We start from the raw sequence: 21,482 nt of genomic DNA, 5'->3' as shown, positions 1-21,482 counted from the left end.
GTTCACCGCGTGTAAGCGAATGGTCCGCATAGTGGGCGTTCACCTCGTACGCGCAACACGTCCCTCCACACTCTTGAGGCTCTCCGAACGTCTCGATCAATGAACAGGCACGACCATGAGTCGGACATCCACCCAGTCCCCCCAGGGCTCCCAGCAGGCCGTACAGAACGGCAGCGAGCCCGTGTTGTCGCACGGGCTCAAACAGCGCCATCTGTCGATGATCGCGCTCGGCGGGGTCATCGGCGCGGGGCTCTTCGTGGGGTCCGGGGTCGGGATCGCCGCGGCCGGGCCGGCCATCGTGCTCCTCTTCATGGGTACCGGCGCGCTGGTCATGCTGATCATGCGGATGCTCGGTGAGATGTCCGCGGCCCGGCCCTCCACCGGCTCGTTCTCGGTGCATGCCGAGGAGGAGATCGGGTCCTGGGCGGGTACCACCTCGGGCTGGATGTACTGGCTGATGCTCTGCGCCGGCGTGGCCGCCGAGGCCACCGCGGCGGGCACGATCATGCACACCTGGGTGTCGTTCATCCCCGCCTATGGCTGGGTGGCGATCTTCATGGTGTTCTTCTGCGCCAGCAATCTGACCGCGGTCAAGAACTTCGGCGAGTTCGAGTTCTGGTTCTCCGCCATCAAGGTCACCATGATCGTCGCCTTCCTGGTGCTGGGCGTGCTCGGTATTCTCGGCGTGTTCGGCAGCGCCCCCGGCACGAGCCATCTCACCGGCCACGGCGGTTTCTTCCCGACCGGCGCCGCCGGCCTCGCCGCCGGGCTGCTGACCACCATTTCCGGGTTCGCCGGGCTGGAGACCGTCACCATCGCGGCGGCCGAGTCCGACGAGCCGAGCCGGAACGTGGCCCGTGCCGTCCGTACTGCCGTCTGGCGCATCGCCGTCTTCTACATCGGCTCCATGGCCGTGGTCGTCACCCTGGTGCCGTGGAACGACCCGAAGGTCGCCTCGGCCGGCCCGTACGTCACCGTGCTCGACAGGCTCGGCATCCCGGCCGCCGGCACGATCATGCAGATCGTGGTGCTGGTGGCACTGCTCTCCGCCATGAACGCCAACATCTACGGCTCGTCGCGCATGGCGTACTCCCTCGTCAGCCGGGGCCAGGGCCCGCGTTTCCTGGGCAAGGTCACCAGGGGCGTACCGGCTGCGGCGGTCCTGGCGTCCTGTGTGTTCGGCTTCGCGGCCGTCATCGCCGGGATCGTCTGGCCGACCACCGTGTTCGCCTGGCTGCTGAACATCGCGGGCTGCTCGGTGCTGGTCGTCTGGTCCATCGTCTGCCTCACCCAGCTCAAGATGCGCCGCCGACTGGAGCGCGAGGCACCCGAGCTGCTCTCCGTGCGGATGTGGGGCTTCCCCTACCTGACCTGGCTCGCGTTCGCCGCCATCCTCGGAGTCTTCGCCGTCATGGCCGCCAACGCGGACGGCCGTCAGCAGCTCGCCGGCACGGCCGTCGTGGTGGCGGCGCTGGCCGGCGCGGGCCATCTCAAGCAGCGCCGCGACGACCGCCGGGCCGACGTCACCGCCTGAGCCCGACGCCACACCACAGCCCCGGGCCCGACGTCACAGCCCGAGCTGACCTCACCGCCCCGAGCTGATCTCACCGCCCTGAGCCGACGGCACCCCCTCCAGGCGTCGCGGCAGCCGAGCCGCTGTGCGGGCCGCGAGGACTTGTGAGGGCTACGAGGACCGGCGGACCTCGATGGCCTTGCGGACCTCGATGGTCTTGCGGGCGCGATGGCCTTGCGGGCGCGATGCGGAGGATGCCCTCCGTGCACGCACCTCACCAGGCCGTGCCGGACGGTTGCCCATCCTGCGCCGCCCGGATGCTGCTCCCCTGACGCGCGGATACCGCTCCCCTGCCGCCGTCTCCCGCCGAAGGGACGAAGAGGGCGTGTCCGCTGCCCGGCGCTTTCGTTGGCCACCGCGCCGGTGGTGGCGGGGGTGTGGGGTACGTCAGGAGCGTGGAGCAGTGAGCCGTTGGATCGTGGTCAACCTCCCTTCCTGGTTGCTGCTGGCAGGGCTCATCGTCGTGGTCGTCGGCGGGACGGCGGCCGTCCAGGCGTTCGTCCGGCACCGTTTCCCCCGCCTCAAGCAGGGCGGGCAGAACGAGGTCGCGCAGTTCGTGTTCCCCGTTATCGCTGTGGTGTACGGGTTCCTCATCGGCTTCATCGTCCTCGCGCTCTGGGGCCAGGTGAACTCGGCCGACCAGACGACGCGGGCCGAGGGCGCCGGGGCGGTGCAGATGGCCGAGCTCCGCGACGTGTTCGGCAAGGCCGAGAGCGCACGGATCCGGCAGAGCCTGCTGGAGTACGGACGTGCGGCGGCGGCCGAGTGGCCCCGTGCCTCGACCGGCCTCACCACGCCCGAGGCCGAGAACGCGCTGGACCGCCTGCACCGCACGTACGAGAACATCACGCCCCGCAACGACACCCAACGAGCCTTCCTCACCAGCTCGCTCACGTCGCTGCGGGACATGACCCTCGCCCGTACGCAACGGCTGCTGGCGGCCCGCAGCAACCTCGGCCCGCCCCTGTCCCTGTGGATGGTGATCCTGCTGACCAGTGGACTGGTCCTCGGGTTCTCCGTCGTCTACGGCTCCGAGCAGGCCCGGATGCGCTACGGAATGGTCGGGGCGGTGAGCGTCCTCGTCGCCGCCAACCTGTTCCTCGTCACGGAACTGTCCTATCCCTTCCTCGGCGAGTTCGCCACGTCGCCGGAGCCGCTGAACACGGTGGTCGAGGTCCTGTCGTCGCCCCGGTAGGCCGGAGGCGGGGGCCGTACCGCTGCCGAGCGGCTCAGATGACTCCGAGGCACTCACACCGCCGTGTCCGCCGTCGTCGGCCCTCGGCCGTCGTGAGATCCCTTTCGGTCAGCAGACCGTCCTCACCATGGCCCGGCCTATGACTCGTCCTGAGCCCGTGGCGGGTCGTAGTGGTCATACAGCGCGTTGACCTGGGAGATCCAGAACTCTTCCTTATCGGCCTTGGATGCCTTCTTCGGCAGCAGGTCGAGCTGCTTGGCAAGTTCGTAGAAGCCGGAGCCGGCGTCATTGGCGCCCAGGTAGTGCACCAGGGCGGAGAGCATGAGCCGCGAGGTGGCGGGATCGTGCTCGTGGTGGCGGAGGACGATCAGGCCCAGTAAGTGGCCCATCGCGGCTCGTTCATGGGCCCGTTCGAAGTCGAATCCGCGGTGTCCGGTTCTTCTGGCCAGGATGGAGTTGAGTTCGGTGTAGGTCGTGACCTTGCGCAGTCTGGCGCGCTCAACGAGGAACTTGCGGCCTGATTCTGTCAGTTGGTCCCACTCGTTCTCGTCACGCCCGTAGGCAGACATCCGATCCCCCTGTCGCGATATCCCTTCGAACCCCGCCACGCGAACGTACAGCGTGCGACGAGAGCTCACCTCCCCGTCGGCAGGATCGGTCGCGGCGTGTGAGCCCGGGGGATCTACGGACTGCCCTCGCCGGGCGACCCGGGTTCCGCACCGCGAAACCCGGTCGGGTTCCGCACCACGAAACCGCAGTGGCACCCGCCCTGAAGTCACCTGCCAGATGCGCTGTTCGGAGGTCGAGCACGACCGTCGTGTGCGCCTCGCGGCGGCTACCTGGACGGTGCCGGCTCGGGCCGGGAGCCGTAGGCGGAGAGGAAGCGGTTGCGGAAGGCGTCCATGCGCCAGACCGGGGCCTTGTGGCCGGGGTTGAGGCCGGGTGTCCAGCCCCAGTCGGAGATCCGCTTCAGGACGTCGGGGTCGTGGGCGACGATCGCGACCGGGACGTCCCTGCTGGCGTGGTCGCCGGAGACCTTCGCGACGGGCTGGTGGTCGCCGAGGAAGACGAGCACGGTGTTCTTGTTGCCGTACTTCTCCACGTACGAGATGAGGCTGTTCAGGGAGTACTGGATGGACTTGCCGTACTCGGTGCGCACCTTGTCGGTCTGCTGCCATACGTCGACGGGGTGCTTGCCGGCCTTCTCGATGCTGTTGTAGACGGAACCGTCGCCGACCTTGTCCCAGCCGATCGTCCTGGGGAGGGGCGCCCAGGGGTTGTGGCTGGAGGTCAGGATGATCTCGGACATCAGCGGCTTGTCGTGCGGTTTGCCGTGCTCCAGGCGCTCGAAGGCGGCGAGGCTGTACTGGTCGGGCATGGTCGACCAGCTGAACTTGGGGCCCTTGTAGCCGAGTTCCCGGGAGTCGTAGACGTGGTCGAGGCCGTAGAACGTGCCCTCCGGCCAGCTCTTGGTGACCCCGGGCATGATGCCGACGGTCCGCCAGGCGCCGGTGCGCTTGAAAGCGCTGGTGAGGGTCAGATGATCGCCCGCGGTGACGGTGCGGTAGCGCTGCTGGTTGTCGATCCACAGGCCGGACAGGAAGGTGGAGTGGCCCAGCCAGCTGCTGCCGCCGTACGTCGCCGAGGTGAGCCAGCCGCTGCGGGCGGAGTAGCCGGCGGCCCGCAGTCGCTTGGTCCCCTTCGCCAGCACCGCGTCGACCCCCGGTGCCATCAGCGGGTCCTGGACCGCGCTGCGGCCGTAGCTCTCGATGAAGGTGAAGATGACGTCCTTGCCGCGCAGTCCGGTCAGCAGGCGGTTTCCCGGGGTGTGGTGGTAGGGGTCGCTCGCGGCTTCCTTGGCGAACGTGCGCTCGTCCTTCAGGGTCGCGTTGACGCCGTCCACGCGGGCCTGGACGAGGTCGGAGGTACTGCGGGAGGCGACCGGCGCGCCGGCGATCTGCACGCCGAGCGCCGAGGAGACGACCCAGGCGGTGCCGAGTACGAGGGTGGTGCCCGTCGCCCTGGCGCCGTGCCGGGCCATGAGGTTGCTGAGCCGGAGGACCGCCAGGGCGGGGAGGACGAGCAGGGCCAGGACGAGGAGGACGGCCGCGATCTCGACTCCGATCGTGCCCGCGCGGCCGATGGAGTCCTGGAGGAAGGAGGCGCCGTCGCCGAGCAGGGCCCAGTCGAACACCACGTTGAATCCTCGGCCGAGCACCTCGGCGAAGCCGATGTCGAGGAGGTCGAGGAGGGCCAGCAGGCCGAGCCCGGCCCCGGCGAGCACCGCGGCCATCCGCCGCGCCGTCCGGGGCAGGAGGAGGAGCAGGGCGGCGCCGGCTATCCCCTCCACCGGTATGCGGGCGAATTCGGCGGGGGTGAGGCGGGCCGGATCGTTCGGCAGCAGGAGGGTGACCAGCACCAGCGCGCCGGCCAGGGCCGTGGTCGTCCAGGCCACTGCCCGCGCCGCGACCGGATGCCGATGCCGCCAGCCGCCGGCCGGGGCGGGGCCTGTGTCCGTGCCCTCGTTCTCGGCCTCGGCCTCCACCGCGCCGTCCGGCGTGTGTTCCGGCAGGTTCTCCGGGGAGCTGTCCGGCGGCAGGTCCTCGGTCGCGGTGGCCTCCGTCTCCTGCGGCAGCTGGCGAAAGCGCGTGAAGTGGGACAACCCCAAGGTCCTTCCGTGCGAGGCCCGGTAGTGGCATGGCGGACCGGACTCGGGAGGTCGGCGCCGTCGTTATCTGTACGGCGGACCGGCGGCCTGCGTTCAGTGCTCAGGTCACCCTCGTGGGACGGATGTGTGAGGCGGGCAGGCGAGACGGACATGTCCGGCGTGCGTCTGGGACGAACATGCCGGACAGACCCGTTGGACGAACCTGCGTCCCACACGTCGGACGGACATGTGGGACGGACCTGGCGGACGGATACGGGTGAGAGGAGGGCCAGGCCGTCCCCCGATCGGCCCGGACCTCCCCTCTCCCCCACCCCCACCCCTCCCTTCGCCCTCCCCCCCCGCGGCACCACGCATTCCGGTGGCTGAAGGGCGAAGCAGGGTGGCTCCGGCCGGCGCAGTACGGCCGTCAGGCCGCGGCCGGCTGTTCCGTGCCCGTCGCGTCGACGGGCGCCTGACGAAGTCGCCGGCGCTTTGTCACCAGAACCGCGGTACGGGTGAGAACCATGGCAAGGGACATGAAGACAAAGGCATTTGCGTAGACGTCCGGGCCGCTGAGCTCATTCTCGATACTGAAGCGGATGAGCCCCTCGGTGAACCAGTGCTCGGCACCGTAGGCGAAAAGGACGCGGGCGCTGGAGAGGACGATCCAGACAAGGGCGTATCCGAATCCGCCGGTGGTGTAGATCAGGCCGTCGCCGCCGCGGTGGGCGGGGAGCAGGGCGCCGGCTATCAGGCCGCAGATCACGCCCACTCCGAGGCCGATGAGCTGGAACGAGGGCGCGTTCCCCGAGGTCGGGAAGGAGTGCACAAAGAGCCCGATGATGATCGCGACCGCGATCACGGAGCGCAGCATACGCATATTGGTGACGCGGCGGCGGCCCAGATCCGTCGCCAGGATGATGGTGAGGATTGTGGCGCTGGCGATGAGTGCAGTGGCGAACTGACTCAGGTGGCTCATGGAAATCCGGGCCTTTCCGTAATTATTCGGTGATTCGCATCGGTGATTCACATCGGTGATTCACATTCGGCACTCGGTATGCGGTGCCTTCGGTGTGGACGTCAACGACGCTATGGCGGCGGGGTGTTGTCGCGGGACGACCGACCGGTTGATTCGGTGTCCACCGGTCGGTGGACACCGCGGCGGAAGGCGAAAGGCGAGGGTGAGGGGGGGAGGGTGATAGGACTGTGGTGCGGTGGCGTGGCGGCACGGTGACACCCACCGCGCCCCGGTCGTGGGCTGCCGCTCGGATTCAGGGAGACACGGTGACGCGTGAGGCGCGGCGCGCGCCCGAGGCGCGGGTGCGTTGGTTCGGGCTGTGGGACAGCTACTTCGTGATCTGCTATCTGGTGACCACGGGGCTGGTGTTCACCTCCGGTGTCCCGCAGGGCCTTCGCGTGATCGCCATCGGTGCGCTGACGCTGGTCGTGCCCTGGTACGCCGGGCTCGGGCGGCCGTTGATGCTCCGTCATGAGAGCGACCGGCGGAACACTGTCTTCCCGGTCGGTCTCTTCGTGCTGTTCGGGGTCGCCGCCGCGGCCGATCTGATGAGCGCGTTCGCCCTGTTCGCCGTCGTCCCGATGCTGATGATGAGCCTGGCGACCAGGCCGGCTCTCGTGCTCGGCGTACTCGGCAATCTCCTCCCCGTGACGATGATGTGGCTCCAGGGCGGCGCCACCGGCCCGGCCGTGCTGTTCGTGCTGCTGGCGTCGCTGCTCGGGATCGCCCTGTCCGTACTCCTCGGACTGTGGATCAAGAGGGTGGTACGGCAGAACAAGGAGCACGCCGCGCTGATCGAAGAGCTGCGGCAGAACCGCGAACAGGTGGCCCGACTGTCGCACCAGGCCGGGATCTCCGCCGAACGCGAGCGGCTCGCACGGGAGATCCATGACACCCTCGCGCAGAGCCTGACCAGCATCATCAGCCTGGTGCAGGCCGTGGATGCGGAAGTCGAAGCGGCCCCCGCCGCTGCCCGTCAACACCTCGCGCTGGTCGGGCGGGTGGCCAAGGAAAGCCTGGCCGAGGCCCGCGCCTTCGTCGCCGACCGGACGCCCGCTTCCTTGCAGGAGAGCTCCCTGGCGCAGGCGCTGCGGCGGCAGGCCGACGGGCTGACCGCCCAGACGGGGCTGCTGGTGCGGTTCGCCGTCGAGGGGGACGAGCGGCCGCTGCCGATGGCGGTCAATGTCGTCCTGCTGCGTGCCGCGCAGGAGGCCGGCACGAATGTACGGAAGCACGCCGACGCCCGCGCGGTGGACATGGTGCTCCGGTACGGCGCGGGGCAGGTCGGACTCCGTGTCGCCGATGACGGCAACGGCTTCGGCAAAGCAGCGGCCTCAGCGGCAGAGAAGGACGAAGGGCGCGGTACGGCGGGGCAGGGCCAGGTCCAGGTCCAGGACCAGGACCAGGGTGACGGTGGGGGCTTCGGGCTGCGGGGGATGGCGGCGCGGGTGGCGGAGATCGGTGGGGTGATGAGCGTCGTGAGCGATCCGGGAGCGGGCACCGCCGTCGAGGTGAAGGTGCCCTTGGAGGAGGCGGCGGCAGGACGGATGGCGGAGGCGGCGGATGAAGAGCGTTGAGGGCGTTGACGACACGGTCGCGGTGCGGGTGCTGCTCGCCGACGATCACCCCGTCGTACGCGAGGGTCTGTGCGCCATGCTGGAATCCGATCCGGGCATCGATGTGATCGGGCAGGCGGGCTCCGGCGAGGAAGCCGTGACGCTGGCGACCCGGCTGACGCCCGATGTCGTACTGCTGGACCTGCGGATGGGCGGGATGGACGGGGTCGCCGCCACCGGGCACATTCTGCGGCAGTCGCCCCGTAGCAAGGTGGTCATCGTCACCACCTACGAGGACGACTCCGACATCCTGCGTGCCGTGGAGGCGGGCGCGGCCGGCTATCTCCTCAAGGGCAGTTCGCGGGCCGAGCTGGTCGATGCCGTGCACGGTGCGTCGCGCGGGGCGACCGTGCTGACGCCGTCACTGGCTCCCAAGCTGTTCCGGGCGCGGGCGGTGGACACGCCGCTGCTGTCCGGCCGGGAGTGCGAGGTGCTGCGGCTGGTCAGCCAGGGGCTGACGAATGCCGATATCGGCCGGGAGCTGTTCATCGGCGAGGCCACGGTCAAGACCCATCTCCTGCGCGCGTTCAAGAAGCTGGAGGTGTCGGACCGGACGGCGGCCGTGATCACGGCGCTGGAGCGCGGGTTGCTGTCCTAGCAGGAGGCGAGGCAGCACAACGGCAGTGCGGCCGTGCGGCCCGTAGGCGGCGGCCCCCGGCCCGTAGGCCACGGCCCCCGCCCGTAGGGCCCCGCAGGTCACCCGCCCCCAAGGTCACCCGCCCCCACGGTCACCCCTCCCCCAGCCGCGCCCGGTCCGCCGCCGCTCTGCCCTGGTGCCAGCCGTCCGCGTCGCGTATGCCGCGGAGGCGGACCGGGGCGGTGTCGGGGAAGAGGGCACCAGTGGTCTCCTCGACGGCGAGTTCGCGGGCGGCGAGGACCGGGAGGAGGCCGGGGGCCGCGTCGGCGGACTCGGCGGTGGCGGCGGCCGTGGCGGCTGCGGTGGCCGCCCCGAGCCGGTCGCGGATGCGGTCGGCGTAGGCGACGAGGAAGGTCTGGCGGAAGTCCCGGGTGCGGCGGGAGCGGCCGCGGGCGACGGGGGTACCGCCCTGCTCCTTGAGAGCCCGGTGGTGGTCGTCGCCCGCACGGCTCATCGCGGCGGTGGCCTGGAGCAGCAGCGAGGTGTAGAGCATCTCGGCCGCCTCCAGGTCGGGTGCGAAGCCGACCAGGGTGGAGAAGCCGACGTCGGCGGCCCAGACGGCCTGGCAGCGGTTGGCGGCCGCGACCGCGTCGAGCAGCAGCGCCTTGGCCTGCTCGTACGGGCCCTCGATGCCGATCCGGACCGCCGACGGGCCGCCGGCCTGCCCGCCCGGCGAACCGTCCGCGCCGTCGAGGAGCGCCTCGTCGATGCTGTGCCGCGCCATCAGCTCCTGTGCCTTGGCGGACAGCGCCTCCGCCTCCTCGGGGTAGTCGGTCGCCTCGGCCTTGGCGAGCAGTCCGCGGATCCGGCCGAGGGCGCGGGACGCGGCGGCGCCGTCGGGGCCGCTCCTGCGGCCTGCCTGCGGCGGGGCCGGCAGCGGGGTGACACGGGGCAGCCGGGCGAGCACCCGCAGGGCCGCCAGGACGTCGTACGCGGTCTCGAAGCGGGAGGCGCGGCGGCGCCGGGCCAGTGCGTCGAGGTAGCCGGTGTCGGAGACCCACCACACCTCGGCGCCGAGGTGCCGCAGCTGCTCGGCCCAGCGGGTGTCCCGCGCGGACCGCGCTGCCGCCGGACGGGCCGCGTCGGCCGCGATGGCGTCGACGACCACGGCAAGGTGGGAGGCATGGGAGGCATGGGACGTCTCGCGCCGGACGATCCGCTCCAGGTCGGCGGGGTGCCAGCCGCCCGCCCAGCACTGCCGCACCCCTGCCACGGCGGCCGCGACCACCGCCGCGCTCACCGCCTCCCAGCCGGCCTCGGCCGCGGCCAGCATCGAGGCGCCCGCTTCGATGGCGTCCTCGGCCTGCGCACCGTCCGGCGCGTAACGGACGCTGCCGAGCACCTGCCCGACCAGTTCACCGGCCGCCGACGACGACGGCCCGCCGCGCCCTTTTCTCCCGCGCTCACTCACCCGCTCACTGTACGGAGGGCTTCCCCGCGCCCGTGGCCCGGTGGCGGTCGGTGGCGGTCGGTGGCGGCGCACCGCTCACAGCGGCGACGCCCGATCCACAGCAATGACGCCCGCCGCGCGAAGCGATGACGCCCGCCGCGCCCTGATCGGGGCGCCACGGGCGTCATCGCTTCATGAGGCGGGGCGGGGCCGGGCGGTCACGTCATGACACGGCCTGCCACGCCCCCTTCCGCGGGATCATCCCCACGCGGTCACCGGGAGTCACAGACAGTCATACGACGAAGTCATGCGCCGAAGTCACGCGTGACGTGTGCTGCCGTTACCCGCGGCGTCACTGCATCTGCACCGCGCTGCCGGCCACCCACTGCGACCAGTCCATGTTCCAGCCGTTCAGGCCGTTGTCCGGCTTGACGCTCTGGTCGGGGGAGTTGGCGACCTCCACCACATCGCCGAGCTGCGAGTGGTCGAAGAACCAGGCGCCGTCCGACTTCGGGTCCTTGGCGCCCTTGACGTCCTCCAGGCCGATGCAGCCGTGGCTGGTGTTGGCCTTGCCGAAGACGCCCTTGCCCCAGTAGTTGCCGTGGATGAAGGTGCCGGTGTCCGACAGGCGCTGGGCGTGCGGCACATCGGGGATGTCGTACTCGCCCTTGCCGTCCTTCTTCTTGAAGCCGACGGTCGAGCCGTCCATCCGGGTCTGCTCGAAGCGCTCGGAGATGACCATCTGGCCGTTGTAGGTCGCGTGGTCGTCGCTGCCGGCCGAGATCGGAATGGTCTTGATCAGGTTGCCGTCCCGCACCACGTACATCTCGTGTGCCGTGGTGTCGACGGTGCTGACCTGCGAGTGGCCGACGTTGAAGCTGATGGTCTTGTTCTGGATGCCCTTGACGCCCGGAGACGCCTCGACGCCGTCGAGGCCGAGCTTCATGGTGACCTTGGAGTGCGCCTTCCAGTGCTCCGAAGGGCGGAAGTCCAGCCGCTTGTCGTTGAACCAGTGGCCGACGACCTTCTGGTTGCTGCTCGAAGCGACCTTGATCGCGGACTCGACGGACTGCTTGTTCTTGACCGGCTTGTCGAAGTTGATCGACACCGGCATGCCGACGCCGACGGTCGAGCCGTCCTCCGGGGTGAAGTTCCCGACGAAGCTGTTCTCCGGGGCGACGGTGGTGAAGCTGGAGTTCTCCACCGCCGTGCGTCCCTTGGAGTCCTTCGCGTGCGCGGTGACCTTGTACTTCGTCGAGCGCTCCAGCGGCTTGTCCGGCTTCCAGGAGTGGCCGTCGGCAGAGAGGGTTCCGTCGACCGTCTGCTTGGACTCGGCCGAGGTCATGGTGACGTCGGTGAGCTTTCCGGCACTGACCGTGACCCGGGCGTCACGGTTGACGCCCGCGCCGGTCGCACCGTCTTCCGGCAAGATCTTGATCTTGGCCTTGGAGGCGTCCTTCGCGGCCGCCTCGTCCACCTGTTTGGTGTTCTCGTGCCGGGTGCCGTCCGTACCGCCGTCGCCTTGGTCGGCTGCCGTGCTGCCGCCACACGCCGCAAGCGTGAGTACGCCCCCGAGCAGCGTGGCGCTGGCTATGAGCCCCTTCCGGCGCTGGCTGTCCGTCTTCACACGCATCTCCATTGCTACCGATTTCGCATAGTTCCCCGAGCGAGCTGCCAACTGAACGCAGGCATATGTGGACGCAGGCATTCCTGCCGACTCCATATAAACGCCTTTTCCTTTTCGCCCGTTCCATGCGTCCACAAAGTGTGGGGAAGGCCACTAATGCCGTCCATATCGGTCACGAGTGCTCACGGACCGAAGTCGCGGCGGGCACGAGAAGGGCCCCCGCACGGCGGGTAGCCGTACGGGGGCCGTGCCATCGGGGGGATTTTTCCGCTCAGCCCTCCCCGTCCGCGTCGTCCGCCAGATCCCACTCCGCCGCGTCCCACTCGGCGTCCGGGTCGTAGTCGGTCAGCTCCTCGCTGCTCCAGGAGGCCTGGGCGAGTTCGGTACCCGGCACCGCGGTGACGAGGTCGAACGGGTCGATCAGGTGGGCCAGCGCCTCCGCCGGGTCCCCCTTGACGGTGTCCAGGGACTGTCTGCGCTCCTCGTCGGGCAGCGACGGGTCACCCTCGATGTGATCGAGGGCCGCACCGGTCAGCTGACCGCCGTCGGTGATCTCCATGATCAGTTCGACATGAAGGCGCACAAAACGTGATGTCTCACCATTGCTCATAGCACGGAGGTTAGGCATGGACGGGTCCTGACTTCCCCGCGACCCGCGGCGGTCACTAACATCTGAGGTCAACGGCCAATTCGCCGAACCCACAAGGGGGATCGCTCCGTGACCGCTCGACGACCACTGCTGACCGCCGCAGCCGCGGGATCGGTACTGTTCGCCCTGTGGTTCGTACCGTCCGCCACTGCGAGCGCGGAGGCTGACGGAGCGACAGATTCCGGCCTGCGGACGGCCTCCGCGACGGCCGGGAGCGGCCTGACCCACCGGGCGGGCAGCAGGGCCCAGGACACCGTCAGCGGTTCCACGACGACCACCCCGCACCACAGCGGCACGGGCGCCGCCTCCGGTGCCGACGGCGCCTCCGCCGGCACCCCTGCGCACCTCCTCGCCGACACCGGCAGCCCGGACACCACGCCGTACGTGATCGGCGGCGCCGCCTGTCTCGCGCTCGGCGCCGGCCTGGTCAGCTACTCCGTCCGCCGCACCCGCGACGAGACCGCCTGAGGCGGGACGGGACGGCCGCCCCGCCCGCCGCGGCTAGGGCGTGTCCGCCCTACGCCAGCTCGCCGGTGACCGACTCCACGGCCGCCACCAGCTTCCCGCCCCGCACGAACGCGTACGCGTCCGCCAGGTCCGGTGCCAGGAAACGGTCCTCGCCCGGTCCCTGGATGCCCGCACCGCGCACCGCGTCCAGTACGGCGCGGGTGGCGGGGGCGGGCGTCAGCCCCTCGCGCATCTCGATGGCACGGGTCGCCGCGTAGAGCTCGACGGCGATGATCCGGGCCAGGTTGTCGACCGCGGTGCGCAGCTTGCGCGCCGCCGACCAGCCCATCGAGACATGGTCCTCCTGCATCGCGGAGGACGGGATGGAGTCCACCGAGGCGGGCGCGGCCAGCCGCTTCAGCTCGCTGACCAGCGCGGCCTGGGTGTACTGGGCGATCATCAGCCCGGAGTCGACGCCCGGGTCGCCGGCCAGGAAGGCGGGCAGCCCGTGCGAACGGTTCTTGTCCAGCAGCCGGTCCGTACGGCGCTCGGCGATCGAGCCGAGGTCGGCCGCGGCGATGGCCAGGAAGTCCAGGACGTAGGCGACCGGCGCGCCGTGGAAGTTGCCGTTCGACTCGACCCGGCCGTCCGAGAGGACCACGGGGTTGTCGACGGCCGCGGCGAGCTCGCGGTCGGCGACCAGGCGGGCGTGGTCGAGGGTGTCCCGGCCTGCGCCGGCGACCTGCGGGGCGCAGCGGATGGAGTAGGCGTCCTGGACGCGCGGGGCGTCGTCCTGGTGGTGACCGGTGAAGCCGGAACCGGCCAGCACCTTGGACATGTTGGCCGCCGAGGCGGCCTGCCCGGGGTGCGGGCGGATGGCGTGCAGCTCGGGCGCGAGGACCTGATCCGTGCCGAGCAGCGCCTCCAGGGAGAGGGCCGCGGTGATGTCCGCCGAGGTGAACAGCCGGGCGAGGTCCGCGCAGGCCATCACGAGCATGCCGAGCATGCCGTCGGTGCCGTTGAGGAGCGCCAGGCCCTCCTTCTCGCGCAGTTCGACGGGCTCGATGCCGTGGGCGGCCAGCAGCTCACCGGCCGGCCGTACGACGCCGTCGGGGCCTTCCGCGTCGCCCTCGCCCATCAGCGTCAGCGCACAGTGCGAGAGCGGCGCCAGGTCACCCGAGCAGCCGAGCGACCCGTATTCGTGCACGACGGGCGTGATGCCGGCGTTGAGTATGGCGGCCATCGTCTCGACGACGAGCGGGCGGACGCCGGTGTGCCCGGAGGCGAGCGTCTTCAGCCGCAGGAACATCAGCGCGCGCACGACCTCGCGCTCGACCCGGGGGCCCATACCGGCCGCGTGCGAGCGCACGATGTTGCGCTGGAGCTGCACGCGCAGCTCGGGGCTGATGTGCCGTACGGCGAGGGCCCCGAAGCCGGTGGAGACGCCGTATACGGGGTCGGGCTTGGCGGCGAGTTCGTCGATGAAGGCGCGGGAGGTGGCGACGGCCGCGAGGGCCTCCTCGGACAGCTCGATCCGGGCCGCGCCGCGGGCCACCGCGATGACGTCCTGTGCGGTCGTGCCGGACGTCCCCAGCACCACAGTGTGCATATCCATATTCAGGCACCCTAGAGACTGAATCGCCGGATGTCACCACCGGATTTCGCGATCACCCCTTACCGGGGCGTACGCAAGGGACCGGGGGCCGTGCCGGGTGTCGCGACGCCTCACCTCCGGAAGCGGCGGCGTTCCGGCCCCGTCCGCCGGTCCGGGGCGTCCGCGAGCCGGACGACCGGGTCGTCCTTGCCGCCGTGCCGCCCGGCGACCACCGGCTCGCCGGACCGCGCCGCCTTGGCCTTGTACTGGGCGGCGTCCGCGAGCCGGAACAGCCGGCGGGCGCTGCGCACCGGGCCGATCGGATCACCGGTCGAGGCGACCCCGACCGCGACCCCCTCGCCGAGGTCCAGCTCCCCCGCCCGGTCACACAGCTCCCCGGCCACCTTGACCACCTCGTCGGCCGGCGGGCCCACCGCGAGCAGGCAGAACTCATCGCCGCCGAGCCGGGCGGCCAGCATGCCCGGCAGCATCGCCCCGCACAGGGACAGCACCGAGCCGAAGCGCTCCAGCAGACGGTCCCCGACCGCGTGGCCGCGCGAGTCGTTCACCCGCTTCAGCCCGTTGAGGTCGCACACCACCAGGCTGACCACCGTCCCGTCACCGCGGTGCAGCTCCAGCGCCTCGTCCAGCCGCATATCGACGGCACGCCGGTTGGCGAGGCCGGTCAGGGAGTCCGTGAAGGCCAGCCGGCGGGCCTCCGCCAGCCGCTCGGTCTGGGCGATCCCGGCGGCCGTCACGGCGGCGAGCACGCTCGCGAAGTCCGCGTCCGCCCGGCCGAAGACCTGCTCCCCCGTACGCCGCGCGACATACAGCTCGCCCCACGCACGGCCGTGCAGCACGATCGGCGCGACCACACAGCAGCCCCGGCCGCGGCGGCGCAGCGCGGCCACCCGCTGCGGGTTGACGCAGCCGCCCGCTTCCCTCCCGGTGGCCGCCGGGCCGCCGGGCGGCTCCTCGGCCGTCTCCACCCAGGCACTGGGCTCACCGCCGCCCGCCCACTGCTCGTGCAGAAAGCCGACGATCTCCGGGAATTCGTGGACGGGGTAGCTCTCGTCGTCCGGGAACTCCTCCTCGCCGTCGGCGAGTTCTCCGACATTGACCAGCACCCGCAGCTTGCCCAGCTCGCGCTCCCACTTCGAGATCGCCGCGAAGGAGCCGCCCAGGGCCTGGCGCACGCCCAGCGCCGCGGCATGCGCCGATTCGCGCGGAGTGTGCGCGGCCGCCATCGCCTGCGCCAGCTCCACCACGGCCCGCAGCCGCGCATCGCCCTCGCCCGTCACCGGATCCTCGCATTCCGTCACCGTGAGCACGCTCTGTATTACAGCGTAGGAATGTTTAACCCCTTTCGCCCCTTTCCGTGCGAGATTGACACCTAGGCGTTATTCGCGTCGTTCCTCGCGTCGTTCCTGGTGGGGCGGCCGAGGCGGACCGAAGCGGGGCGGAGGCCGAGCGGGGCGGGGGCGGCGAGTCCTTACGGTGCGTCACCATGGGCGGCCCGCCCGGCGCCGCGGGAGACACCGTCCGGCGCCGGCCGTCCCCACCCCCGGACCACTCCCCGGATCACTCCCCGGGCCACTCCGGATCCCGCTTCTCGTTGAAGGCCGCCACGCCCTCCGCCCGATCCCCGGAGAAGGCCACACTGCGCCAGGCGCCGTCCTCCAGCTCCAGCCCGGCCCGCAGGTCCAGCCCGTGCCCGAGCCGCATCGCGCGCTTGGCGGCACGCAGCCCGACCGGCGAGTTACGGGCGATGCCGGCCGCCAGCTGCAGCGCCTCGGCCCGGTCCTGCCCGTTCGCCACCAGCCGGTCGACCAGCCCCAGCTCCGCGGCCTCGGCCGCCCGCACCCGCCGCGCGGTGAAGACCAGCTCGGCCGCCCGCGCCGCGCCCACCCGGCGCGGCAGCAGCTGGGTCCCCCCGCCGCCGGGGATGACGCCCACCGACACCTCCGGCAGGCCGACCTCCGCCGTACCGTCGGCGACGATCAGATCGCAGGCCAGCGCCAGTTCGAAGCCGCCGCCGAGCGCGAAGCCGTGCACCGCGGCGATGGTGGGCACCGGCAGGTCCAGTACGCCGGTGTACGCGGCGCGGGTGTGCGGGCGCTGGCGCATCAGGTCCGCGTCCGTGAAGGAGTTGCGCTCCTTGAGGTCGGCGCCCACACAGAACGCCCGCTCATGGGTGGAGCTGAGGACCACCGCCCTCACGGAGCGGTCCGCGGCCAGCTCGGCGCAGGCCTGCGCCAGGCTGTCGGCCATGGCCGTCGAGACGGCGTTCATGGCCTTCGGACGGTCCATGACCAGCTCCGCCACGAAGCCGTGCCGCTCGACGGCGATCCAGCCGTCCGCGCCGAATTGTTGCCGTTGCCCCTGCCGTTCCATGCAACCCTCCCAGTTAACGGGCGTTGACCTGACGGGGGGATCATGCCAGGTGGGCGGGCCCGGGAACAGGGATGACGGGGACGGGGCCGGATAAGACCGGGGGTGCGGTCCGGGCTTCGTTCAGGGCAGCCCGGTCCGCGCGCGGGCCTCAGTCGTTCGCGCCCTGGCCGTTACGGCGGCTCAGCATCCACGGCTCGACCACGCCCAGGCCTCGCACCGGCCGCTGCCACATCGGCTGGAGCGCGAAGCGGTACGACGGCGGCGGGGCGCCGGTGCCCTCCGCGGCCGCCTTTTCCGCGGCCGCGGCGTCGGCCTCGGAGACCGGCGCGTCCCCGATGCGGCCCAGCTCCTCGGCGAACGCCTCGTCCACCAGCACGGTGTCCTTCGGCGCTATCGAGGTGAGGCGGCTGGCGAGATTGACGGTCGTGCCGAAGACATCGCCCATCCGGGTCGTGACCGTGCCGAAGGCGATGCCGACCCGCAGCTCCGGCATCGTCTCGTCGTTGGTCATCGTCTCGATCAGCCGCAGCCCGATCTCGGCGGCGATACCGGCGTCGTCGGCGGAGAAGAGCACCTCGTCGCCGAGGGTCTTGATGAGCCGGCCGCCGTGCGCGGCCACCAGGTCGGAGCAGGTGGTCTCGAAGGCCTCCACCAGCTCGCCCAGTTCCTCCTCCTCCAGGCGGCGGGTCAGACGGGTGAACCCGACCAGGTCGGCGAAGCCGACGGCGAGCCGGCGGTCGACCATCTCGGCGTCGTCCTGGGCCCGGACGACGCGGCCGGTGGCGGCCGCGAGCTGCCGCCGCCAGACGTAGACCAGGAACTCCTCCAGCTCGGGGAGCAGCAGCTCGACCAGCGGGTAGGTGATCTCCGTACGGGTCAGCCCGGAGTCCTGGGGCTCGGTGAGGCCCTCCAGGAAGGAGTCGATCTGCCAGTCGGCGAGACGGGCGGTGGTCTGGCCCGTGGAACGGGCGACCTGGATGGCCATGGCCTCGCTCAGCAGCCCGGCCTCGACGAGACCGGACAGGCGGCGCAGGGCCAGCACATCGGCTTCGGTGAGGGCCTTGACCTGGCCGATGTCGGCGAAGCCCATGGCCCGCCAGAAGCGGGCCGCGAGATCCATGGAGACACCGGCGCCGCGGGCCGCCTGGAACGGTGTGTAGCGGCGGTCGGCACCGAGGATGAGCTGTTCGAGGCGGACGGCGATGTTGTTCTCGTCGCCGTTGTCGCCGGCGCCGTCGTCGGCTCCGGGGTTGCCGCCGTCATCGGCGCCGCCGTGGGTGGTGGCGCCGCTGTGCGCGGCAGCGTGGTGGGGGGCGCTCCCGTTCTCGGCCCCGGAGGGGTCGTCGACGGGGACGTCGCGCACGGCGTCGTCCTCGGTGTCCATGTCGCGCGGGGCGGCGCCCGAGTCGTCGGCGGTCACCGGCCGCTCCCTGTCCGATCCCTGCGCACTGCCCTTCCGATCACTGCTCGCCGGTGGTCCGCTCCCTGGCGGACCGCCTTAACGATACGGCAGGTGTGCTCTGGCTCACTCTCACATGTCGGCCCTGACCACGGAAGTGGTGGGGGTGTATCGGCGCGGCGGGGCGGCGGCCGGGCGGCGGTGGTGCGGGCTGCCCCCGCACCGTCGTGCCCGGCTGCCGTGACCGGTGCCGGCGGGCCCCGGCGCCACCGCTCGGGACCGGGAACGTCTCCCCCTAGGCCTCCGCCGCCGGGCGCAGGTGGACGATGTCTCCCGCGCCCACGGGCCGCTGTACGCCGTCCGCGGTGGCCAGGACCAGGCGGCCGTCGCTGTCGATGGCCACCGCCTCGCCGGTGATGGCGGTGTCGCCGGGGAGTTCGGCGCGCACGGAGCGGCCCAGGGTGGCGCAGCCCGTGGCGTATGCCTCCTGGAGGCGGCTGGTGACGGGGTCGCCGCCGGCGGACTGCCACGCGCCGTACCAGTGCTCCAGCGAGCGGAGTACGGCGCGCAGCAGCGGGTCGCGGTCGGTGGTGGTGGCGCCTGCCAGGACCAGGGATCCCGCGGTGGGCACGGGGAGTTCATCAGCCGTGAGGGAGACGTTGAGGCCGATGCCGACGACGACGCCCGGACCGGCGCGTTCGGCGAGGATGCCGCCCACCTTGCGTTCCGTGAGGGTCCCCCCTGGACGGAGCGCGTCGGCGTCCGGGGAAGTTACCAGCAGGTCGTTGGGCCACTTGAGGGCCGTGTCGACGCCGGCGGTCTGGGTCAGGGCGCTTGCCGCGGCGACTCCCGTGAGCAGCGGGAGCCATCCCCAGTGCTCCACGGGGACGCGGGGGGTGAGGTAGACGGAGAAGAACAGGCCGGAGCGCGGGGGCGCCGACCAGGTGCGGTCGAGGCGGCCGCGGCCGGCGGACTGTTGCTCGGCCACCAGGATGGCGCCCTCGGTCTCCCCCTCGGCCGCACGGGCCGCCAGGTCGGAGTTGGTGGAGCCGGTGGCGGAGACGACGTCCAGGGCGGTCCAGAGCGAGCCGGGGCGCAGCAAGGCGCGGCGCAGTGCCGTGGCGTTCAGCGGAGGGCGGCCCAGATCGCTCCAGCGACCGGCATCTTTGTCCCGGTTTTCCGGTGGTTGAGGCGTCATGGGACCAGCCTAGGTGTGGTCAACGACGCAGTGCCGGTGAGCAGTCCCGCGGATACGCTACGAATCGGTAGCCAAACCCGTACCACCCTCAGTACGAGCACCAGTCCAGGACGAGCAGGAGCCGCATCCCGATGTCCGAGCCGGAAGCAAACATCCACACCACCGCGGGCAAATTGGCGGATCTGCAACGGCGGGTCGAAGAAGCCACGCATGCCGGTTCCGCCCGTGCAGTGGAAAAGCAGCATGCGAAGGGGAAGTTGACGGCGCGTGAGCGCATCGATCTGCTGCTGGACGAGGGCTCGTTCGTCGAGCTGGACGAGTTCGCGCGGCACCGGTCGACCAACTTCGGAATCGAGAAGAACCGCCCCTACGGCGATGGTGTCGTCACGGGCTACGGCACCGTCGACGGGCGGCCGGTCTGTGTCTACTCGCAGGACTTCACGATCTTCGGCGGGTCGCTGGGCGAGGTCTACGGCGAGAAGATCGTCAAGGTGATGGACTTCGCGCTGAAGAACGGGTGCCCGGTCGTCGGGATCAACGACGGCGGCGGGGCCCGGATCCAGGAGGGCGTGGCCGCGCTCGGCCTGTTCGCGGAGATCTTCCGGCGCAATGTGCATGCGTCGGGTGTGGTGCCGCAGATCTCGCTGATCGTCGGGCCCTGTGCGGGTGGCGCGGTGTACTCCCCCGCCATCACCGACTTCACGGTCATGGTCGACCAGACCTCGCACATGTTCATCACCGGTCCTGACGTCATCAAGACGGTCACGGGTGAGGACGTCGGCTTCGAGGAGCTGGGCGGCGCGCGGACGCACAACACCACCTCGGGTGTGGCGCACCACATGGCGGGCGACGAGAAGGACGCCATCGAGTACGTCAAGGGGCTGCTGTCGTACCTGCCGTCCAACAACCTCTCCGAGCCGCCGGCCTTCCCGGAGGAGGCGGACCTGGAGACCTCGGACACCGACCGCGAGCTGGATGTCCTGATCCCGGATTCGGCCAACCAGCCGTACGACATGCATGCCGCGATCGAGCACGTCCTGGACGACCACGAATTCCTGGAGACCCAGGCACTGTTCGCGCCGAACATCCTGACCGGCTTCGGGCGGGTCGAGGGGCATCCGGTGGGCATCGTCGCCAACCAGCCGATGCAGTTCGCCGGCTGCCTCAACATCGACGCGTCGGAGAAGGGCGCCCGCTTCGTGCGGACCTGCGACGCGTTCAACATCCCGGTGATCACCTTCGTGGACGTGCCGGGCTTCCTGCCGGGGACGGACCAGGAGTACGACGGGATCATCCGGCGCGGCGCCAAGCTGATCTACGCCTACGCCGAGGCGACGGTCCCGCTGATCACGGTCATCACGCGTAAGGCGTTCGGTGGCGCCTATGACGTCATGGGCTCCAAGCACCTGGGCGCGGACCTCAACCTGGCCTGGCCGACCGCGCAGATCGCCGTCATGGGCGCACAGGGCGCGGTCAACATCCTGCACCGCCGCACGCTGGCCGCGATCGAGGACCCGGCCGCGCAGGACGAGCGGCGCCAGGAGCTCATCCAGGAGTACGAGGACACCCTACTCAACCCGTACGTCGCGGCCGAGCGCGGCTATGTCGACGCGGTGATCATGCCGTCCGAGACGCGCCGGCACATCGTCCGCGGGCTGCGCACGCTGCGCAACAAGCGCGAGGCGCTGCCGCCGAAGAAGCACGGCAACATCCCGCTCTGACCGGCGGAACCAGCGGAACCAGCGAAGGGAGCCGTTCTCCATGATCAAGGTCGTACGGGGCAATCCCACACCCGAGGAGCTGGCCGCCGCCCTGGCGGTGGTGCAGGTCCGCGCGGCGGCCGCCGCTTCCGCCGAGCCCCAGGGCACCGACCGTGGCACCGAGTGGTCGGACCCCGCGGCCACGGTTCCGGCGCGGGCGCGGATGCCGCATCCGGGCCCGCGGGCCTGGCGGACGAGTTACTGGCCGCATTGACCGGCTGACCTCATGCGGTGACCGGCCGCGTCAGGTCGGTGCATGGTGCATTGACTAGTCCATAACGCCCGTGGCGCCAGAGTACGCGTACTCAGGCGCCACGGGCGCAACGGGCACAGGATCG

18 protein-coding genes are annotated in these 21,482 nt (G+C 71.0%); 7 read left to right on the top strand and 11 right to left on the bottom strand.

The genetic code is table 11. From position 1 onward, the window contains the following. Nucleotides 1–115 precede the first annotated feature (115 nt). On the top strand, nt 116–1,534 hold the full coding sequence (locus M8I34_RS26050; protein ID WP_250053138.1) for an amino acid permease: 1,419 nt from the start codon (nt 116–118) through the stop codon (nt 1,532–1,534). 442 nt (nt 1,535–1,976) lie between these two features. Next, entirely contained in the window at nt 1,977–2,768 is a 792-nt protein-coding gene (locus M8I34_RS26045; protein WP_250053136.1) for a DUF4239 domain-containing protein, read from the top strand. Between the two features lie 137 nt (nt 2,769–2,905). On the opposite strand, the gene M8I34_RS26040 is transcribed toward M8I34_RS26045, so the two are convergent. From M8I34_RS26040 to M8I34_RS26030, 3 genes are all read right to left on the bottom strand, one after another. Next, nucleotides 2,906–3,337 carry a hypothetical protein gene (locus tag M8I34_RS26040; protein ID WP_250053134.1) on the bottom strand — a complete coding sequence of 144 codons (432 nt, stop codon included), beginning with the start codon at nt 3,335–3,337 and terminating at the stop codon, nt 2,906–2,908. Nucleotides 3,338–3,603: 266 nt separating this feature from the next. Beyond that, nucleotides 3,604–5,430 carry a sulfatase gene (locus tag M8I34_RS26035; RefSeq protein WP_250053132.1) on the bottom strand — a complete coding sequence of 609 codons (1,827 nt, stop codon included), beginning with the start codon at nt 5,428–5,430 and terminating at the stop codon, nt 3,604–3,606. Between the two features lie 412 nt (nt 5,431–5,842). After that, nucleotides 5,843–6,394 carry a hypothetical protein gene (locus M8I34_RS26030; protein ID WP_250053130.1) on the bottom strand — a complete coding sequence of 184 codons (552 nt, stop codon included), beginning with the start codon at nt 6,392–6,394 and terminating at the stop codon, nt 5,843–5,845. Nucleotides 6,395–6,699: 305 nt separating this feature from the next. Here M8I34_RS26030 and M8I34_RS26025 point away from each other — a divergent pair, with 305 nt between their 5' ends. Beyond that, nucleotides 6,700–8,010, top strand: coding sequence for a histidine kinase (locus M8I34_RS26025; protein ID WP_250053128.1), 1,311 nt, complete (start codon nt 6,700–6,702; stop codon nt 8,008–8,010). Then, a complete protein-coding gene (locus M8I34_RS26020) occupies nt 7,997–8,647 on the top strand; it encodes a response regulator transcription factor (protein ID WP_250053126.1) in 651 nt (216 codons plus the stop codon). Before M8I34_RS26025 ends, M8I34_RS26020 begins: the two co-directional genes overlap by 14 nt. Nucleotides 8,648–8,777: 130 nt before the next feature. Here M8I34_RS26020 and M8I34_RS26015 read toward each other — a convergent pair whose 3' ends face one another. From M8I34_RS26015 to M8I34_RS26005, 3 genes are all read right to left on the bottom strand, one after another. Next, nucleotides 8,778–10,028, bottom strand: coding sequence for a DUF2786 domain-containing protein (locus M8I34_RS26015; protein WP_374210990.1), 1,251 nt, complete (start codon nt 10,026–10,028; stop codon nt 8,778–8,780). Between the two features lie 400 nt (nt 10,029–10,428). After that, nucleotides 10,429–11,715 (bottom strand): Ig-like domain-containing protein, encoded by a 1,287-nt coding sequence (locus tag M8I34_RS26010; protein ID WP_250053112.1) that lies wholly within the window; start codon nt 11,713–11,715, stop codon nt 10,429–10,431. Nucleotides 11,716–11,974: 259 nt separating this feature from the next. Further along, nucleotides 11,975–12,313, bottom strand: coding sequence for a hypothetical protein (locus tag M8I34_RS26005; protein ID WP_250053105.1), 339 nt, complete (start codon nt 12,311–12,313; stop codon nt 11,975–11,977). Nucleotides 12,314–12,421: 108 nt separating this feature from the next. Between M8I34_RS26005 and M8I34_RS26000 the strand changes: the two genes are divergently transcribed. Further along, nucleotides 12,422–12,820, top strand: coding sequence for a hypothetical protein (locus M8I34_RS26000; protein WP_250053097.1), 399 nt, complete (start codon nt 12,422–12,424; stop codon nt 12,818–12,820). Nucleotides 12,821–12,869: 49 nt separating this feature from the next. Here the strand turns inward: M8I34_RS26000 and hutH are convergent, their stop codons facing one another. The 5 genes from hutH to M8I34_RS25975 all read right to left on the bottom strand — a co-directional run bounded on the left by hutH (nt 12,870) and on the right by M8I34_RS25975 (nt 19,384). After that, nucleotides 12,870–14,414: a histidine ammonia-lyase gene (gene hutH / locus M8I34_RS25995; protein WP_250053090.1), complete on the bottom strand. Its 1,545-nt coding sequence runs from the start codon at nt 14,412–14,414 to the stop codon at nt 12,870–12,872. A 110-nt stretch (nt 14,415–14,524) separates the two neighbouring features. Further along, the gene (locus M8I34_RS25990) at nt 14,525–15,640 is read right to left on the bottom strand and encodes a sensor domain-containing diguanylate cyclase (protein WP_250053284.1); all 1,116 of its coding nucleotides are present in this window, start codon (nt 15,638–15,640) and stop codon (nt 14,525–14,527) included. Between the two features lie 334 nt (nt 15,641–15,974). Beyond that, entirely contained in the window at nt 15,975–16,787 is an 813-nt protein-coding gene (locus M8I34_RS25985) for an enoyl-CoA hydratase/isomerase family protein (RefSeq protein WP_250053082.1), read from the bottom strand. Between the two features lie 148 nt (nt 16,788–16,935). Beyond that, nucleotides 16,936–18,207: an adenylate/guanylate cyclase domain-containing protein gene (locus tag M8I34_RS25980; protein WP_250053076.1), complete on the bottom strand. Its 1,272-nt coding sequence runs from the start codon at nt 18,205–18,207 to the stop codon at nt 16,936–16,938. Between the two features lie 274 nt (nt 18,208–18,481). Beyond that, nucleotides 18,482–19,384, bottom strand: coding sequence for a biotin--[acetyl-CoA-carboxylase] ligase (locus M8I34_RS25975; RefSeq protein WP_250053069.1), 903 nt, complete (start codon nt 19,382–19,384; stop codon nt 18,482–18,484). A 131-nt stretch (nt 19,385–19,515) separates the two neighbouring features. On the opposite strand from M8I34_RS25975, the gene M8I34_RS25970 reads away from it, so the two are divergent. Further along, complete coding sequence (locus M8I34_RS25970) at nt 19,516–21,105, top strand: acyl-CoA carboxylase subunit beta (protein ID WP_244418979.1); 1,590 nt, start codon at nt 19,516–19,518, stop codon at nt 21,103–21,105. Nucleotides 21,106–21,145: 40 nt separating this feature from the next. Then, entirely contained in the window at nt 21,146–21,358 is a 213-nt protein-coding gene (locus M8I34_RS25965; RefSeq protein ID WP_030981345.1) for an acyl-CoA carboxylase epsilon subunit, read from the top strand. Nucleotides 21,359–21,482 lie beyond the last annotated feature (124 nt).

Origin of the sequence: Streptomyces sp. MCA2 (assembly GCF_023544705.1) — a bacterium.
Classification (GTDB): domain Bacteria; phylum Actinomycetota; class Actinomycetes; order Streptomycetales; family Streptomycetaceae; genus Streptomyces; species Streptomyces decoyicus.
This window is presented reverse-complemented; position numbering and strand designations above follow the sequence as displayed.